At 67.1% G+C, this 15525-nt stretch carries 17 protein-coding genes; 8 read left to right on the top strand and 9 right to left on the bottom strand.

Translation table 11 applies throughout. The features are described 5' to 3' along the window. Window positions 1-115 precede the first annotated feature (115 nt). Genes JAB4_RS14550 through JAB4_RS14540 form a run of 3 tightly spaced genes read right to left on the bottom strand, consistent with a single transcriptional unit; the run spans window position 116 to window position 2414 of the window. Window positions 116-1090: a FecR domain-containing protein gene (locus JAB4_RS14550; RefSeq protein ID WP_083287078.1), complete on the bottom strand. Its 975-nt coding sequence runs from the start codon at window positions 1088-1090 to the stop codon at window positions 116-118. An 8-nt stretch (window positions 1091-1098) separates the two neighbouring features. Further along, window positions 1099-1674, bottom strand: a complete 576-nt coding sequence (locus tag JAB4_RS14545) for a sigma-70 family RNA polymerase sigma factor (RefSeq protein ID WP_070224335.1) — start codon at window positions 1672-1674, stop codon at window positions 1099-1101. Beyond that, complete coding sequence (locus JAB4_RS14540; protein ID WP_139143616.1) at window positions 1671-2414, bottom strand: hypothetical protein; 744 nt, start codon at window positions 2412-2414, stop codon at window positions 1671-1673. Before JAB4_RS14540 ends, JAB4_RS14545 begins: the two co-directional genes overlap by 4 nt. A gap of 207 nt (window positions 2415-2621) precedes the next feature. Here JAB4_RS14540 and JAB4_RS14535 point away from each other — a divergent pair, with 207 nt between their 5' ends. From JAB4_RS14535 to JAB4_RS14525, 3 genes are read left to right on the top strand one after another with little or no spacing between them, the layout of a single operon-like run. After that, window positions 2622-3638 (top strand): M14 family zinc carboxypeptidase, encoded by a 1017-nt coding sequence (locus tag JAB4_RS14535; protein WP_070224333.1) that lies wholly within the window; start codon window positions 2622-2624, stop codon window positions 3636-3638. Continuing rightward, window positions 3635-4435 (top strand): alpha/beta hydrolase, encoded by an 801-nt coding sequence (locus tag JAB4_RS14530; RefSeq protein WP_070224332.1) that lies wholly within the window; start codon window positions 3635-3637, stop codon window positions 4433-4435. The genes JAB4_RS14535 and JAB4_RS14530 overlap by 4 nt, the downstream gene beginning before the upstream one ends. After that, window positions 4426-5472, top strand: coding sequence for a serine hydrolase domain-containing protein (locus JAB4_RS14525; RefSeq protein WP_070224331.1), 1047 nt, complete (start codon window positions 4426-4428; stop codon window positions 5470-5472). Before JAB4_RS14530 ends, JAB4_RS14525 begins: the two co-directional genes overlap by 10 nt. A 3-nt stretch (window positions 5473-5475) precedes the next feature. Here JAB4_RS14525 and JAB4_RS14520 read toward each other — a convergent pair whose 3' ends face one another. Together JAB4_RS14520 and JAB4_RS14515 are read right to left on the bottom strand one after the other, a co-directional pair. Further along, window positions 5476-6606 (bottom strand): YbfB/YjiJ family MFS transporter, encoded by a 1131-nt coding sequence (locus JAB4_RS14520; protein WP_070224330.1) that lies wholly within the window; start codon window positions 6604-6606, stop codon window positions 5476-5478. Further along, complete coding sequence (locus JAB4_RS14515) at window positions 6603-7481, bottom strand: LysR substrate-binding domain-containing protein (protein ID WP_275527857.1); 879 nt, start codon at window positions 7479-7481, stop codon at window positions 6603-6605. The genes JAB4_RS14520 and JAB4_RS14515 overlap by 4 nt, the downstream gene beginning before the upstream one ends. Window positions 7482-7565: 84 nt before the next feature. Here JAB4_RS14515 and JAB4_RS14510 point away from each other — a divergent pair, with 84 nt between their 5' ends. Continuing rightward, window positions 7566-8627: a nitronate monooxygenase gene (locus JAB4_RS14510; RefSeq protein WP_070224328.1), complete on the top strand. Its 1062-nt coding sequence runs from the start codon at window positions 7566-7568 to the stop codon at window positions 8625-8627. Window positions 8628-8669: 42 nt separating this feature from the next. Here the strand turns inward: JAB4_RS14510 and JAB4_RS14505 are convergent, their stop codons facing one another. Beyond that, entirely contained in the window at window positions 8670-10070 is a 1401-nt protein-coding gene (locus JAB4_RS14505; RefSeq protein ID WP_175444731.1) for a PLP-dependent aminotransferase family protein, read from the bottom strand. Between the two features lie 68 nt (window positions 10071-10138). On the opposite strand from JAB4_RS14505, the gene JAB4_RS14500 reads away from it, so the two are divergent. Together JAB4_RS14500 and JAB4_RS14495 are read left to right on the top strand one after the other, a co-directional pair. Beyond that, window positions 10139-10303: a hypothetical protein gene (locus tag JAB4_RS14500; RefSeq protein ID WP_175444730.1), complete on the top strand. Its 165-nt coding sequence runs from the start codon at window positions 10139-10141 to the stop codon at window positions 10301-10303. A gap of 61 nt (window positions 10304-10364) precedes the next feature. Continuing rightward, complete coding sequence (locus JAB4_RS14495) at window positions 10365-10610, top strand: hypothetical protein (protein WP_070224327.1); 246 nt, start codon at window positions 10365-10367, stop codon at window positions 10608-10610. A 127-nt stretch (window positions 10611-10737) separates the two neighbouring features. Here JAB4_RS14495 and JAB4_RS14490 read toward each other — a convergent pair whose 3' ends face one another. Genes JAB4_RS14490 through JAB4_RS14480 form a run of 3 tightly spaced genes read right to left on the bottom strand, consistent with a single transcriptional unit; the run spans window position 10738 to window position 13599 of the window. Further along, window positions 10738-11187, bottom strand: coding sequence for a VOC family protein (locus tag JAB4_RS14490; RefSeq protein WP_070224326.1), 450 nt, complete (start codon window positions 11185-11187; stop codon window positions 10738-10740). 28 nt (window positions 11188-11215) lie between these two features. Then, on the bottom strand, window positions 11216-12016 hold the full coding sequence (locus JAB4_RS14485; protein WP_070224325.1) for a hypothetical protein: 801 nt from the start codon (window positions 12014-12016) through the stop codon (window positions 11216-11218). Window positions 12017-12063: 47 nt separating this feature from the next. Further along, window positions 12064-13599 carry an MFS transporter gene (locus tag JAB4_RS14480; RefSeq protein WP_227741956.1) on the bottom strand — a complete coding sequence of 512 codons (1536 nt, stop codon included), beginning with the start codon at window positions 13597-13599 and terminating at the stop codon, window positions 12064-12066. 123 nt (window positions 13600-13722) lie between these two features. Here JAB4_RS14480 and JAB4_RS14475 point away from each other — a divergent pair, with 123 nt between their 5' ends. Both JAB4_RS14475 and JAB4_RS14470 read left to right on the top strand, forming a co-directional pair. Beyond that, window positions 13723-14586: a LysR substrate-binding domain-containing protein gene (locus tag JAB4_RS14475; protein WP_070224324.1), complete on the top strand. Its 864-nt coding sequence runs from the start codon at window positions 13723-13725 to the stop codon at window positions 14584-14586. A 60-nt stretch (window positions 14587-14646) separates the two neighbouring features. Further along, complete coding sequence (locus JAB4_RS14470) at window positions 14647-15366, top strand: SDR family oxidoreductase (protein WP_070224323.1); 720 nt, start codon at window positions 14647-14649, stop codon at window positions 15364-15366. The last annotated feature ends 159 nt before the right edge of the window (window positions 15367-15525 follow it).

The following is a 15525-nucleotide window of genomic DNA, read 5'->3' as shown; positions in this document are numbered from 1 at the left end:
TGGCGTTAGCGCAAGCGTCCATGCCTCCATGACGTAGCTGGGCGGCGGAAGGGATAATGTTTTTTGAAAAATATTTTGATACGCGTGCCGCCGGGGCATCCGGCATCCGCCGAGATCAGCTCAGCAAGACGATGCCGCCCGGCAAACTGATCATTTCTGCTCCCGTCAAGTCGCGTATCATCGCCAGCGCGCCATCCATCTGGCGGATGGAAAAGCGCATGCGCACGAGGCGGCGGCCCAGTTCGGGATTGCGCAGCAGCACGCGGCCGGGCCGGTAGCGGTTGATTTCATCGACGACCTGGGACAGCGGCTGGCCGGCAAACGACAACGCACCCGTGCGCCAGGCGCTCGCTTCGCCCTTTGGTGCGGCCGTGGCCGCCTGCGCGCCCCCGTCGTCGTACACCAGTTGCTGTCCTGCATCAAGAGTCTGGCGCCGCTGCTGCCAGACCACCTCGACGGCGCCCGCCAGGCAAGTCACGCAGACGGCGTCGCCCGTGTGGCGCACATTGAAGCGGGCCGACTGCGCCAATAAACGCCCCGCGCCCGCCACCACCGACACGGGCTGGCGCGCGCCGCTGGCGAGGATTTCCGCTTCCCCGCCCAGCAGTTCGATCGACTCGGGCGCCCGCACATCGATGCGCGTCTGCGTATTCATCTGCACCGTCATCTGCTGCGACAGGGCCAGTTGCCGCTGCTCGCCCGTGCCCGTGCGGTAGTCGGCGCCAAGCTCCTGCAGCGACGGCCAGGCGCCCAGCGGCGGGCGCAGGGCCAGCACGGCCACGCCGGCCGCCAGCGCGCCGCCGAGAAAAGCGCGCCGCCCTGGACGGAGCGGGAACGCCAGCACGTTTGCCCGCGGCGGCGCGGCGGCGGCGCGGGTCAAGGCGGGATCGAGCGCCTGCCACACCTGCCTGAGTTCGCGCCAGGCGCGCGCATGCGCGCGGCTGCGCGCGCACCAGGCGCGCAAGGCGTCGGCGTCGGCCTGCGTGAAATCGTCGGCACGCAGGCGTGCCCACCAGGCGGCGGCTTCCCGGCCGATGGCAGTGTCGTCATGTTCAACAAGGTCGCGTGGATCGCGGTCGGAAGCGGTCATGGGATTCATCAATATTTACGGCGGCCCGACACATCGCTGCGCTGGGCCGCATCGGCGTCGGCCATGCACGTTTTACAGTGTTGCATGGCGGCCTGCAATTCTTTCTTCACCATCGCCACGGAAATGCCGAAGCGCTCGGCGATTTCCGCATTGAGCATGCCGTCGATGCGCGCCGCCGTCAGGATGGCGCGGCGGCGCGGCGACAGGCCCGCCAAGGCCGCGTCCAGCGCCTGCACGTCGAGCCGCGCCGAGACGATGCGCGCCGGGTCGCTGATGTCGTCGCCGGGTTCGTCGGCCATGTGCATCAGCTCCTCGCGTTCGCGCTCGGTGACGATGATGCGGTCGCGGCGGTAGGCATCGGTGGCGATATTGGCCGCCATGCGCAGCAGATAGGCGTCGGGATTATGGACGGGCGCGGCGGCGGGACCGGGCGCCACCATCGCCTCGAGGCGCAGCCAGGTTTCCTGCAGCGCATCGGCCGCATGGTGCTTGCAGCCGACCACGCGTTCGAGGCGCCAGCGCAGCACGGCGTAGCGCGAACTGAGGTGGCCTTTGAGCCTGGTGCGCAGGTCGGGCAGGCTCATGGCGCAGAGATTCCTTGCACACCAGCGGCGCAATCGACTTCACTGCCCGGCCCTTGCGGCAGCAGCAGGATGGAAACGGGCTGCGGCATCGACGGCAGCGGCGCCGCGCCCACGCGCATGCCCAGCACCACGCGCGCAATCGCCGTGTCGCGCGCGCGCAAGCCCGTGCTGTCGAGCAGGTGCACGCGGTCGACGACGCCGGCGCGGTTCAGATACAGCTGCAGCGCCAGGCGGTAGCCGCCGGGGCGCGTCTGCGCGGCGCGGCACAGCAATCCCAGCAGCACGTGCTGCAGCCGGCCCACATAGGCCGCGTGGTCGCCGCCGCCCTGCGTGGCGCCCGGGATGTCGGCGGCGGCCAGCATGGCGGCCGGCGGCAGGTCCGCTGCGGCTAGCGCCGAAGCTGCGGCCGGGGCATACACGATGACGGCTTGCGCGTCGGACAGGCGCGATTGCAGCCCCGTGCCCTCCAGCAAGACTTGCAGGGCCGCGCCCGCCGCATAGGGGCCGCGCACGGCGGCCGACTGGCGCTGCGCGTAACGCTGGTCGATCAGCACGGCGATGCCCGTGCGGCGGCTGTACAGGTCCAGCGCGTCGCCGAGGTGTTGCGCGGCGATATCGAACTGCAAGACGGCGCCGTCGGCCGGCTGCGCCCGCACGGGCCCCACCGCGGCCAGGAAACCCAGCAGTACCAGGTATCCGGCCAGCGCAAGCACATGAACGGATGCCGGGCTGCCTGTCATATCGCTATCGTGTCGCTATCGTGTGAGGAGTAAAGCGGACGCCCGGGGTGTTTACAATGAACAATCCTTGCGTCAACTGCAACAGACTACACAGCAAACATGACGGCTTCGTGACATGCTTATCACCAATAAATTTCGCCATGCGGGACATCGGACGCGGCAATGATTTCGGCTACACTGGCTGCTACTTTCCCTTTCAGACGCCTGATGATCGAAAAGAATCTGCCCGAGCTGGTCATGCTGAAGCGCCTCATCGACGAGGGCGGCAGTCACCTGGAAGTGGCCGCGCCCTGCAGCATCGCCATCGATGGACGCGCATTTCCCGTGTATTCGATCGCCATGGGCAATCCCAGCCCCGACGTGCCCGTGCTGGGCTTTTTCGGCGGCATCCACGGCCTCGAACGCATCGGCACGCAAGTGCTGCTGTCCTTTTTGGAAAGCCTGGTTGCGCGCCTGCGCTGGGACGCCACCTTGCACCAGCAGCTGGAAACCATGCGCCTCGTGTTCATGCCGCTGGTCAATCCGGGCGGCATGTGGCAAGCCACGCGCAGCAATCCGCGCGGCGTGGACCTGATGCGCAACGCGCCGCTGAGTGCGCGCGAAAAAGTGCCGTTCATGCTGGGCGGCCAGCGCTACAGCCCCCGCCTGCCCTGGTACCGGGGCGCGGCCGGAGGGCCGATGGAGCTGGAAAGCCAGGCCGTGTGCGACCTCGTCGAACGCGAACTGCTGTCGCGCCAGTTCAGCATCGCCCTCGATTGCCATTCCGGCTTCGGCTTGCGCGACCGCATCTGGTTTCCCCATGCGCATACCAAGGTGCCGATCGAACACCTGGCCGAGATCGGCGCGCTGGAAGAGCTGTTCAGCCAGAGCTACCCCAACCACAACTATGTGTTCGAGCCGCAAAGCCGGCAATACCGCACGCATGGCGACCTGTGGGACTATCTCTACCTGAACGGCACCAGCTACACGGGCCGCGTGTTCCTGCCCCTGACCCTGGAAATGGGCTCGTGGCTGTGGGTCAAGAAAAATCCGCGCCAGCTGTTCAACCGGGTCAGCATCTTCAACCCCACGGCCGCGCACCGCCTGCAGCGCGTGCTGCGGCGGCACCTGGTGTGGTTCGATTTCCTCATGCGCGCCGCCAGCAGCCACGGCCGCTGGATGCCGGAAGGCTTGCTGCGCAAGGCGCAGCGCCGGCGCGCCCTGGCGCAATGGTACGAATCATGAGCGGATCGCCTACCTGGGTCTTGCTGCGCGGCCTGATGCGCGAACAGCGCCACTGGGGCAGCTTCCCCGCCACCCTGGCGCGCGCCCTGCCCGGCGCCCGCATCGTCACGCCCGACCTGCCCGGCAACGGCACGCGCCACGACGAAGACAGCGCCACCCGCGTGGCCGCCATGGTGGAAGACTGCCGCCAGCACTTGCTGGCGCGCGGCATCCCCGCGCCATACCACTTGCTGGCCCTGTCCCTGGGCGGCATGGTGGCCGTCGAATGGGCAAGCCGCTATCCGCAGGAAATCGCACGCTGCGTGCTCGTCAACACGAGCATGCGGCCGTTCAATCCGTTTTACCGGCGCCTGCGCTGGCAAAACTACGGCGCCCTGCTGCGCCAACTGCTGGCCGGCGATGCACGCAGCCAGGAAGCGCTGATCCTGCGCCTGACGAGCCGCAGGCACGCCCATGGCACCCCTGCGCTGCTGGCCGAATGGCTCAGTTACCAGCAGGAATATCCGGTCAGCCGCTGCAATGCGCTGCGCCAGCTGCTGTCGGCCGCCCGCTACCGCGCCCCGGCGATTCCCCCGGCGATGCCCGTGCTGGTGATGGCCGGCGCGCAAGATCAATTGGTCGACCACCGCTGCTCGCAACGCCTGGCGCGCGCCTGGCAAGCCGATTGCCTGATCCACGGCGACGCGGGCCACGACTTGCCGCTCGACGAAGGCGAATGGCTGGCGCAATCGGTGGCGCGCTGGCTGGGGGAAGAAGTGACAGACCACGGCAGGACGGCACAATCATCATGCAGATAACAAGCAGCAGTACGGAGCAACTGGCGGCGCTGGCGGAGGCCGGAGTGCAGGAGCGGATTTTCCCGGGTGCGGCCTGGGCCGTGGGCACCGTCGACGACGGCGTGGCGGGCGCGGCCGGGCGGCTCACGCCCGATTCCGCCAGTGCCGCGATGCAGGTCGATACCCTGTTCGACATCGCGTCGCTGACCAAGATCATCAGCGTCTGGTCGCTGACGGGCCGGCTGCTGAAGCAGGAACGCCTGGGCCTGGACACCCGCCTGGCCGACGTGCTGCCCGGCACGCACGGTTATGCGCTGGCGCCCGTCACGATTTTCCAGCTGCTCACGCATACGGCCGGCCTGCCGCTGCGCGCCCGCCTGCGCGCCAGCTATGGCGAGGTGTACGACGATATCGTGCGCGGCGTGCTGCGCGAGCCGCTGGAAGGCATACCAGGCCAGGCGGTCGACTACACGGACCGCGCGGCCCTGATCCTCGGCCTGGTCATCGAGCGGCTGCTGGGCATGCCCCTGGACCAGGCCCTGGAACAACATGTGCTGCGGCCGCTGGGCATGGCCGCCACGCGCTTTGGCCCGCTGCCGGCTGCGCATGGCAAGCTGGTCGCGCCGACCGAGTATTGCGAGCAGGCGGGCGCCCATCTTGCCGGCGTGACGCATGATTTTTCGACGCGGCTGCTGGGCGGCGTATGCGGCATTTCCGGGCTGTTTTCGAATGTGCCCGACCTGCAGCGCTTCCTGCAGGCGATGCTGGCGCAGGACCGGCATGGCGAGGTGTTCGACGCCGGCTGGGTGCGTGATTCGCTGACGGTGCAAACGGGTTCCTTGAGCCCGTCGCGCGGCCTGTTCTGGCACCCGGCGGCAGGCAGCTGGCCGCAGGACGACATCTGGTGCCACCAGGGTTTCACGGGCACGGCCCTGTGGATCAGTCCCCGGCGCGGCCGCTATGCGGTGCTGCTGACCAATAAACTGTACTACACGCGCGATTCCGCCCGGGTCAACGCGCTGCGGCACGCTTTCATGCGCCGCGCCTTCGGTCTTTGAACTTTATAGCCGCAAGCTCACGATGATGGCCAGCAGCAGCGCGCCGGCTGCCGCCAGCAGCGAACTATTAAAACTGTGCGACTGCGCATACAGGCTGCCCGCCAGCACGGGGCCGATGATCTGGCCCACGCCATACACCACCGTCATGCCGGCCATCATGCTGGTGCCCGCCTTGACGGCGGCCCGCTGCGCGGCCGGCATGGCGATCGTGACCGTGCCGACGAACGTGCCGCCGACGAGGATGGCGCTGAGCAGGTAGCCGGCGGCCGAGGGCGCCAGCACGGGCAAGGCCACGCCCAGCGCCTGCAGCAGCAGGTTCAGCCTGAGCGCCTGGCGCGTGCCCAGGCGCTCGTGCAGCCGGTGCCACAGGAAACACGAGGGCGCCGCCCCGAGGCCGAACACGGCCCACACGTGGGCGGAATTCAAGCCGGGCAAGGCCGCGCCGACCAGCACGGGCAAATACGTGGCCGTGACGATGTAGCCAAGTCCCGCCAAGCCGTAGATCAGCACCAGCGGCCACGGCGCCACGGACGCCAGCGCCGGAGTTGCCCTTTGCGCTGGCGCGTCCAGCGTCGCCAGTCCGCCAGCGGCAATCGCGGGCGCGGCCGCCAGCCCCGCCAGCGCGGCGACGCCGGCCAGCAGCAGCCACATGCCCGCGCTGTGCCAGCCCAGCTGCGAGGCCAGCACCAGCAATTCGGCCGAGACGGCGATGCCGGCGCCCACGCCCGCGTACAGCAGCGGCGCGCCGCGGCCATGCCGGCGCTGTTCCAGCAGCCACAAGGAAGCGGCCACCATGGCCAGGGCGCTGAAGACGCCCGCCCCGCCCCGCACCGCCACGATGAGCCAGACGGGCATCGGCACGGCCAGCACGCCCAGGCACAGCGCCGTGCCGGCCGCCGACCACAGGCACAGCCGGTGCGCGCTGCGGGTCCGCGCGCGCATGGCCAGGATGGCGCCCAGCAAGTAACCGGCATAGTTGGCCGAGGCGGCCAGGCTGCCTTCGCGCAAGCTCAAGACGCCTTCCTCGACCATCTGCGGATAGATGGCCGTGAAGGCGAAGCGGCCGAAGCCCATGCCGATGGCGAGAATGACCGCCGCGGCGATGGCCGCGCGCAGCCTGGCCGCCCCGCTCACGGCGCCGCCTCGCCCAGTTGCACCAGCAAATGCTGAAAGGCGGGCACGTCGAATCCGACTCTCCACACGAGCACCGTGTCGGCTTGCCCGGCGGACAGCGTTGTCAAGGTGGCCGGCGCATCGGACAGCGCCAGCACGCTGGCCGGCAGCACGGTCACGCAGGCGCCGGCCGCCACGCAGGCGATCATGGTGTGATACGAACTCAGCTCCTGCACGCGCCAATCGGTCGAACCTGCCACGCCCAGCAGCTCTTCGGCGATGCCGCGGTAGGTGCAGCCCTGCGGAAAGGCCGCCAGCGAGCGCGTGCGCACGTCCGCGGCACGGCGCGCCTGCCCTTCGCTGGCCGGCAACAGCAAACACAGTTCCTCGCGCCACACGGCGGTCGATGCCAGCCCCAGCTCTTCCAGCGCGGCGGCGGCGCCGAACGCTGGCGGCAAGGCGACGAAAGCGCAGTCGAGCAAACCCGTGCGCACTTGCTCGATCAGGGGGCGCGACGGCCCCGTGCTCAGCGCCAGGCGCGTGTCCGGATAGCGGGCGTGATACGCGGCCAGCAGCGCCGGCAGGCGGCTGGCCGCCGTGCTTTCCATGCTGCCCAAGCGCAGGGTGCCGCCGTCGCGCCCGCCCGTGACGACATGCCGCGCTTCTTCCGCCAGCGCCAGCAAACGCTGCGCATACTCGAGAAAGCGCTCGCCCGCCGCCGTCAGGGCCATGCGTTTATTGGCGCGCACGAACAATTCCGCGCCCATGTCGGCTTCCAGCTGCTGGATGCGCGTGGTGACGCTGGACGGCGCGCGGCCCAGCCTGGCTGCGGCCTGGGTGACGCTCAGTTCACTGGCCACGGCGCAAAAAATCGTCAGGGATTCCATGTCCATCATGTTCTCAATTCAAGAATTATCATGCTATTATATTCTTCAAATAAGAATATTGCACAATATCCTCAATTTCATGAAGGAAACATCATGAGCACGTCCCAGCGCTTCCTCGACCGTCTCGGCTTGCAGTACCCCATCATCCAGGCGCCGATGGCGGGCGTCTCCACGCCGCGCATGGCGGCCGCCGTCTCGAACGCGGGCGGCCTCGGTTCGCTGGCCATCGGCGCCGGCACCGTGGCGCAGGCGCGCCAGATGATGGCCGACACGCGCGCGCTGACGGACCGCCCCTTCAACGTGAATGTGTTCTGCCATGCGCCGGCGGTCAGGGATGCGCGGCGCGAGGCGGACTGGCTGGCCCATCTGGCGCCCCTGTTCGCGGAACTGGGCGCGGCCGTGCCTACGGAACTCGACGAGATCTATCAAACCTTTCTCGGCAATGAGGCAGCGTTTGCCCTGCTGCTGGAGCTGCGCCCCGCCGTCGTCAGCTTCCATTTCGGCTTGCCGGCGCAGCAGCAGATCGCCGCCCTGCGCCAGGCCGGCGTCTACACGATGGCCACGGCCACCAATCTGCGCGAGGCGGCGCTGATCGAACAGGCCGGCGTCGACGCCATCGTGGCGCAAGGCGTGGAAGCGGGCGGACATCGGGGCGCGTTCGACCCGCAAGCGCCGGACGAGCGCCACAGTACCAGCGTGCTGCTGCGCCTGCTGGCCGGCCGCACTGCTCTCCCCCTGATCGCGGCCGGCGGCATCATGGATGGACAAGGCGTCCGCGCCGCGCTGGACCTGGGCGCCGCAGCGGCCCAGCTGGGCACGGCGTTCGTGCTGTGCCCGGAATCATCGGCCAATGCGGGCTACCGCGCCAACCTGCAAAGCGAACGGGCCGCAAGCACGCGGTTGACCAGCGTGCTCTCGGGCCGACTGGCGCGCGGCATGGCGAACCGGCTGATCGAGCACGGCGAAGCGCCGGGCAGCCCGCCGCCCGCCGACTATCCCGTCGCCTACGATGCCGCCAAACAATTGAACGCCTTGGCCAGCCGGCACGGCGACAGCGACTTCGCCGCGCAATGGGCCGGCCAAGGCGCGCCGCTGGCGCGGGAAATGGGGGCGGAGGAACTGGTGTCGGCACTGGCAAGGGAAATGGCGGCCTGATGCCGGGATGCTTCTGGCAATACGGAGGCGCATCCCGGCCAGTCACACCACGGCAGCGCTGAATGACTCGGGCCGCCGCGCAAGCAGGTGAGACAGCCGCTGAAGACCGGCCTGCAAGCGTCCACGGTCCTTGATGCTGCCCAAAGAGATGCGAATGGCGTTCACCGATGCGCTGCCCGTTGCGAACGCCTCCGCCGGCGTGACGGCGATGCCGTAGCTGGCGGCTGCGAGCGCAAGCTGAGAGGAGTTCCAATACGCGGGCAACTCGAGCCATACATGCAGACCGTCTCCGGCGCCGCTGTAGCGTCCCGCCAGCACATCGCGCGCCATCCGGTGGCGCAGGCGCGCCTCCTTGCGTACGCCTTCCATCAATCTGTCGGCCGAGCCGTCGAGTATCCACTGCGTGGCCAGGGCCGCCGTCAGAGGAGCGACCATCAGCGCAAATGATCTTAGCGCGACCAGGAAACGCTCGCGCTCCGCCGGGTCGCGTATCAGCACGAAGGCGACACGCAAGCCGGGCGTCAGGCATTTCGACAGCGTCGAGATGTAGAGCACCTGTGCCGGGGCAAACGCGGCAACGGGCGGCGGCGGGGCATCGGCAAGAAGCCAGTAGGGATCGTCCTCGACGATGCGTACATCGCAGCGCTGCGCAATGCCGGCCAGCTCCCTGCGCCGGCGTTCCGGCATGGTGATGGCGGTCGGGTTCTGCAATGTCGGATTGAGGTAGACCAGCGCGGGCTGGTGCTGGCGGCACGCTTCCTCAAGCAGCTCTGGCAGCATCCCGTGTTTGTCCGCGCCCACCGTGATGACGTGCCGGCCGAACTGGGCCGCAGCGGCACGCAAGCCCGGATAACTCGTCGGCTCTGCCAGGATCACATCGCCAGGCTCCGTCAGCGCAAGGATCAATGCGGCGATTGCCGCTTGCGCACCGGGACAGACAACCACCTGCCTTGAATCCAGAGGTCCGAACATCGGTTCCAGCCATCTTGCTCCGGCCTTGCGGTCGGAGTCGCTTCCCCCGCCCAAGTGATAGGTCATCAGCAACTCATTATCGGCGCGCATCAGTACTTGAGACAAACCTTGTCGCAACATGTCGTCGAAGTCCACGCCCTCCGGCGGTGGCGGCGTATTCATGCTCAGGTCGAGGATAGCGGTCAATTCGACTTTCGGCGCCGCGACATACGTGCCGCGCGCGCCGCGCCCCTCCAGCAAGTTGCGGCGTCTGGCTTCGTCGTAGGCGCGCGTAATCGTCGTCAGGTCGACGCCCAGCTGTGCCGCCAACTGGCGCTGCGTCGGCAGACGGTCGCCCGCTGTCAGCGAGCCGTCTGCCACCGCCACCTGCAAGGCATCCGCAATTTGCAAAAAACGGGGCCCCTTGTTCCCGGCCAATCGCGGCAACCAGCCCGTCAAATTTTCATCTTGTATGGTTTTTAACTGGGACATTTTGTCTCAATGTATGGAGATTGTTTTAAGGTAGTATGCCTCATAACGTGCAGCAACACCATCCTTGCATGGCAGTCGCAGACGTTTTTTCCTCACTCATCCGCATGCGGCACATCGCTGCGCTCGATACCGTCGTTATTTCAGAGCTGGCTATAATGAAAGAGTCAAACAGGATGCCTGGGGGAATAGTGGAAGAAAAAGTTGGAACAGAAGCTGCTGAAGCAGCAATTTGAGGCAGTGCGCCTCACGACAGATAGTGTCAAGTAATCAAGTAATAGACTGGAAATACGCAAAATGATCGATTGGACCCCTATAGTCTTCGTGACATTCAAGGCACTCGTGCTCGCCACCGGCATGTTCTTCGCCATCAAGTGGCATTACGATCAAGGCAAGAAGGATAAGGACAAGGCGAAGCAGAATCGCGCGGTGCTGCGCGCGAGCGGCAAGGTGGTCGCCATCTTCGCGCTATTGCTCCTGGCACTCGGGATCGTCACCTTCTTCGTCGTCAGCATGGTCGGTCTGGACATGACCATGCCCTGATGACAGAAAGGCGCCGGCCGATATGCAGCGATGCGGCAGCAATTTCCCGCCGCGGCGTTTCGCGCAGGCCTGCCTCAGCAAGCGATTGGACGGCGAGCCTTTGGTTTTCTACGTCCGGCGGCTTCCCTCAGGACGTCTGCTGCGGGAGCTGTTCGGCAAGTCCGATGAGGATGCCTTCGGGACCACGGATGTAGCAGAGCCGATACATGTGCTCGTACCGGACGACTTCGCCGACCAGCTTCGCGCCGCGTTGGACGAGCCGGACGAGCGTATCGTCGATATCCTCGACGGTAAACATGACACGCAGGTAACCGAGAGCGTTCACTGGGGCGTCGCGGTGATCGGCGACCACGGCCGGCGCGAGGAAACGGGATAACTCGAGACGGCTGTGACCGTCCGGCGTACGCATCATGGCAATCTCCACGCGCATGCCGCGCAGACCGGTGACGCCATCGGCCCAGTCGCCTTCAATTGGGGCGCGCCCTTCGAGAACGAGACCAAGTTCGGTGAAAAATTCAATGGCGGCATCGATGTCTTCCACGACGATGCCGACGTTGTCCATGCGCTTGACTGTCATATTGCCTCCTGGGTGTCTAAGAGCCCCGCTACGGCAACCTGTGCCGGAACGTCGGCTCGATATTGCGCGCATGCAGCCAGCGCACGATGTCCTCCAGTGTAGCGTCCTGCAGCAGCAAGCCTGGCTGCGTAACGGGCTGTACCGCCGGTAATGGCGCGGCGACGGGCGCGAGAACGGGCACGGCATCAGCCAGCCCCGCATGTCCCTGCAGCTTCGCCAGCGCCTGCGCGAATTGTGCCGGAGTGATGCTGCGCAAGCTTTCCAGGAAACCCAGCTGGGCGGCGGGCGGCGGCGGCATGTCCAGGCCCGGCTCGTCGACGAAGGCGGCGCCCATGCTGGGATGAATGAAGGCGGCCCACTTGCCCGACGGCTGCAAGGCGGGCGGCAGCGCCACCTGCGCTACGTAGTCTGGCGGCGCGACGGCGAGGATGTCGGTCGACGCAGGCAAAAAGGTCGAGCGCAACAGCTGCACGAACTGGCGCGCCTGGGCAACGGGCACGGGCGTGGCCAGAGACAGCCATAACTGGAACGCCGCGCCCGAGATACTGACGGCGGGCGCCGGCAAGTCCAGCTCGTGCTGCACGGCATTGGCGATCATGCACAGCGCGCTCCAGTGCGCCTCGCCGCCGCCCTTGCCGCCAAACTCCAGCACCAGCGCGCGCGTCAGGCCGCTCTCGGTCACGAGTTGCACGGCCACCGTCTGCTCGCCCGACAGGTGGCGTGCCAGCACGGCCGGCGTCAAAGGCTGGACGCCGCCCTGCGCATCGACGTAGTGCTGCTGTTCCTCGAACAGGTACAGGCGGGTGAGTTCGGAAATCAGTTTATGCATGGGCAGCCTCGTAATGACGTTGAGCAACACTTGTCAACGTGCCCCGATTATAGCCTTCCCGCACTTGGCGCACTCACCCTCCCGGCGCCAAACACCAGCCAGCTGGCCACGGCGAACAGGCAGGCGGCCACGCCGCCGTACAGCATCACGGCGCCAAAGCCTTGCGCCAGCGCAAGCTGGGCCACGCCGGCCGGCAGCGCGCCGGCACCCTTGCCTGCCGACAAGTCCTCAGCCATGGCGCGCACGGTGGCCGCGTCCAGTCCGCCAGGCAGACGGGGCCGCAAGGCGGACTGGATGCCTTCGACGAGAATAAAACCCATCAGCGCGATATTGATGGACAGGCTGACCATGCGCGCGCTGATGTCGATGCTGGACGCCATGCCGGCCCGTTCGCCGGACACGGCGCCCGTCGTCGTATTGGTGACGGGCGTATTCGTCAAGCCCAGGCCCGTGCCCGCCAGGAGGCAGCCGGGCAGGATCGTCAGCCAGCTGGCGGCGTCCGCATGGCTGCCCCACAGCATCAACAGGAAACCCGCGCCGATGGCCAGCATGCCGGCAGGGATCACCAGGTCGGCGCGGTAGCGCAGCGCCAGCCGCTCGGCCAGCGGCGGCATGAGCAAGGTGGGCAAGGTGTAGGCCAGCAGGGTCAGGCCCGTGCCCAGGCTGCTGTAGCCGAGGCCATGCTGCACGTACAGGGGCAGATAGATCATGAACGGCCAGAAACTGCAGTTCATGCCCGCCGAGCCGAGCAAGGCGCCCGAGAAGCGGCGGATGCGGAAGACGGCAAAATCGACCATCGGTTCGGGCTGGCGCCGTTCGATGGCGGCAAACAGCACCAGGCTGACGAGCGCCACGGCCAGGCTGCCCACGGTGCGCGGGTCCGTGACACCCAGCGCCGGCCCCTGCGTGATGCACCAGGCCAGGCTGAACACGCCCAGCGACAAGGTGGCGATGCCCGCCACGTCCAGATTGCGCCGCTGCGGGTCACGCGATTCCGTCACGCCCAGGCCCGCCAGCAGCAGCGCGACGACGGCCAGCGGCCCGTGCACGAGAAATACCCATTGCCAGTTTGACAGCGCGACGATGGCCGCGCCGATGATGGGGCCAAAACCCAGGCCGATGCCAAAGACGATGCCCCAGGCACCAAACGCCCTGCCGCGCGCGGCGCCGGCCGGGAACTGCCGCGACAGCACGGCCACCTGGCAGATCAGCATGGCGCCGCCGGCCGCGCCCTGCAGCGCGCGCGCGGCGATCAGCACACCCGTGCTGCCGGCCCAGCCGCAGACCAGTGAACTGACGCCGAACAGCGCCAGACTGGCGAGCAGCAAGCGCTTGCGGCCGTAGCGGTCGGCCAGGGTGCCCGTGGCCATCAGCACCGTGGTGCAAGCCAGCGTGTAGGCGTTCATGATCCACTGCAAATCCTTGAAGTCGCCATGCAGCAGCGTTTCCAGGGTGGGCAGGATGACGGGCACGCTGGAAATTTCCAGGCCGAACATGAGCGAGGCCAGGCAGACGGCGGCCAGGGTCAGTGTATTTTGTTGCGAAGTAGTCAGGTGCATCGAAGCCTTGATGTCGGTAGTCATGGAGGCGCGCGTGGGGACGGCGCACCGCGAGCCGCCATTCTAGAAAGCCTCGACTCATGAGGGAAATGATAAAATTTTGTACAATTCATTCATTTTCATCATGAATCACAGGAACTAGACGCCATGGACTTCGATACCGCCCTGCTGCGCGCTTTGCTTGCCGTAGCGGACACGGGCGGCTTTACACGCGCCGCCGAACGGCTGCACCTGAGCCAGTCCGCCGTCAGCCACCAGATCCGCCGCCTGGAACAGCAGGCTGGCACGGCGCTGCTGCAGCGCACGACGCGCAGCCTGCGCCTGACGGAAGACGGCGAGGATTTTCTGCGCCACGCGCGGCAGATCCTGGCGGCCCAGGATGCCCTGTCGCGGCGCTTCCAGCGTTCCTCGATCGCGGGCGCCGTGCGCTTTGGCGTGCCGGAAAATTTCATGGGCGCGCGCCTGCCCGCCCTGCTGGCGCAATTCGCGCACCTGTTTCCCGCCGTGCGGCTCGATGTCACGGTGGGCACCTATCTTGACTTGCAGCAACTCGTCGCCGCCGATGCGCTGGACCTGGCCGTCGTCATGGCCCCGGCCGATAGCGGCGATGAGACGGCCGTGCTGCGCCGCACGCGCTTCGTCTGGGCCGCGGCGCACGATTTCCACCACCACGACGGCGCGCTGCCCCTGCCGTTGGCGTTTTCACCGGCGCCGTGCCTGCACCGGCAAGTGGGCGTCGACGCCCTCGATGGCGCCGGGCTCGACTGGCGCGTGGCGTTCACCTCGCCCAGCCAGCAGGGACTACGCGCCGCCGTGCTGGCTGGGCTGGCCGTCACGGCCCTGCCGCAAGGCGACCTGGAAGCGGGCATGGTCGTCATCGATGGCCAGCATGGCTTGCCCGCCTTGCCCGCTGCCCAGTTCCAGCTCGTCTGGCGCGCCGCCGGCAGCACGGCGGCGGCCGAAGCGTTCGGGCAATTGCTGCGCGAATGGTCGGCCGCTGCGGCGACGTGACTTTGCAAAAAAGTGTAGCCTTCGCAGGCAGACATTTCCAGGCCAAAGGACCTCCTCCCCATGACATCTCGTACTTTCCTCGTCACCGGCGCGACACGCGGCATCGGCCATGCCATCTGCACCCTGCTGCATCAGCAAGGCCATCGGGTGATCGGCATCGCGCGGCACGTTGCGGGCGTCGACTTTCCGGGCACCTTGGTGGCCTGCGATCTGGCCGATCTGGCGCAGACGGCGCAGGTTCTCAAGGCGCTGGAAAAACAGTTTGATATCGATGGCATCGTCAACAATGCGGGCATTGCCTCGCCCCAGCCGCTGGGTCAAATCGACTTTGCCACCTTGCAGAGCGTGTTCGACCTGAACGTGCGCGCCGCCATCCAGGTGACACAGCAGTTCGTGGATGCGATGAAGCAGCGCCGCTATGGCCGCATCGTGAATATCTGCAGCCGCGCAGTCTACGGCAGCGTAGACCGCACCGCCTATTCCGCCGCCAAAAGCGCCCTGGTCGGCTGCACGAGAACCTGGGCGCTGGAGTTGGCCCAGTACGGCGTGACGGTCAATGCAATCGCCCCAGGCCCCGTGGAAACGGCGCTGTTCCGCAAGACGCGCCCCGTCGGCAGCGAAATGGAACGCCAGGTGCTTGCCACGATACCGATGCGGCGGCTGGGACAGCCGGATGAAGTCGCTGCCGCCGCCGGCTTCCTGCTATCGGAGCAAGCCAGTTACGTGACAGGCCAGGTCTTGGCAGTGGATGGCGGAGGCAGCCTCGGCGGGCGCGCGTGAGCCATCCGCACCAGCAGCATGGCGTGCGCGTTTTTCTTGCTGCTTGCCCCCTTGCGCTATCCCGGGCTTTGAGCCAGCGCAATCGTTCGCCGGGCGTGACCAGCCACCGCACGAACACGCATTTACCGGCGGCTCCCGCAGGACTATAGTGGCGTCTTC

The sequence above is a fragment of the Janthinobacterium sp. HH102 genome (assembly GCF_001758625.2).
Lineage (GTDB): Bacteria > Pseudomonadota > Gammaproteobacteria > Burkholderiales > Burkholderiaceae_D > Janthinobacterium.
This window is presented reverse-complemented; position numbering and strand designations above follow the sequence as displayed.

Excerpts from the sequence above, each read along its gene's own strand:
- JAB4_RS14550 (WP_083287078.1), bottom strand. The coding sequence starts at position 1,090 with ATGACCGCTTCCGACCGCGATCCACGCGACCTTGTTGAACATGACGAC.
- JAB4_RS14510 (WP_070224328.1), top strand. The coding sequence starts at position 7,566 with ATGAGCACGTCCCAGCGCTTCCTCGACCGTCTCGGCTTGCAGTACCCC.
- JAB4_RS14505 (WP_175444731.1), bottom strand. The coding sequence starts at position 10,070 with ATGTCCCAGTTAAAAACCATACAAGATGAAAATTTGACGGGCTGGTTG.
- JAB4_RS14475 (WP_070224324.1), top strand. The coding sequence starts at position 13,723 with ATGGACTTCGATACCGCCCTGCTGCGCGCTTTGCTTGCCGTAGCGGAC.
- JAB4_RS14470 (WP_070224323.1), top strand. The coding sequence starts at position 14,647 with ATGACATCTCGTACTTTCCTCGTCACCGGCGCGACACGCGGCATCGGC.
- JAB4_RS14480 (WP_227741956.1), bottom strand. The coding sequence starts at position 13,599 with ATGACTACCGACATCAAGGCTTCGATGCACCTGACTACTTCGCAACAA.
- JAB4_RS14495 (WP_070224327.1), top strand. The coding sequence starts at position 10,365 with ATGATCGATTGGACCCCTATAGTCTTCGTGACATTCAAGGCACTCGTG.
- JAB4_RS14535 (WP_070224333.1), top strand. The coding sequence starts at position 2,622 with ATGATCGAAAAGAATCTGCCCGAGCTGGTCATGCTGAAGCGCCTCATC.
- JAB4_RS14525 (WP_070224331.1), top strand. The coding sequence starts at position 4,426 with ATGCAGATAACAAGCAGCAGTACGGAGCAACTGGCGGCGCTGGCGGAG.
- JAB4_RS14530 (WP_070224332.1), top strand. The coding sequence starts at position 3,635 with ATGAGCGGATCGCCTACCTGGGTCTTGCTGCGCGGCCTGATGCGCGAA.
- JAB4_RS14515 (WP_275527857.1), bottom strand. The coding sequence starts at position 7,481 with ATGATGGACATGGAATCCCTGACGATTTTTTGCGCCGTGGCCAGTGAA.
- JAB4_RS14540 (WP_139143616.1), bottom strand. The coding sequence starts at position 2,414 with ATGACAGGCAGCCCGGCATCCGTTCATGTGCTTGCGCTGGCCGGATAC.
- JAB4_RS14545 (WP_070224335.1), bottom strand. The coding sequence starts at position 1,674 with ATGAGCCTGCCCGACCTGCGCACCAGGCTCAAAGGCCACCTCAGTTCG.
- JAB4_RS14485 (WP_070224325.1), bottom strand. The coding sequence starts at position 12,016 with ATGCATAAACTGATTTCCGAACTCACCCGCCTGTACCTGTTCGAGGAA.
- JAB4_RS14500 (WP_175444730.1), top strand. The coding sequence starts at position 10,139 with ATGGCAGTCGCAGACGTTTTTTCCTCACTCATCCGCATGCGGCACATC.
- JAB4_RS14490 (WP_070224326.1), bottom strand. The coding sequence starts at position 11,187 with ATGACAGTCAAGCGCATGGACAACGTCGGCATCGTCGTGGAAGACATC.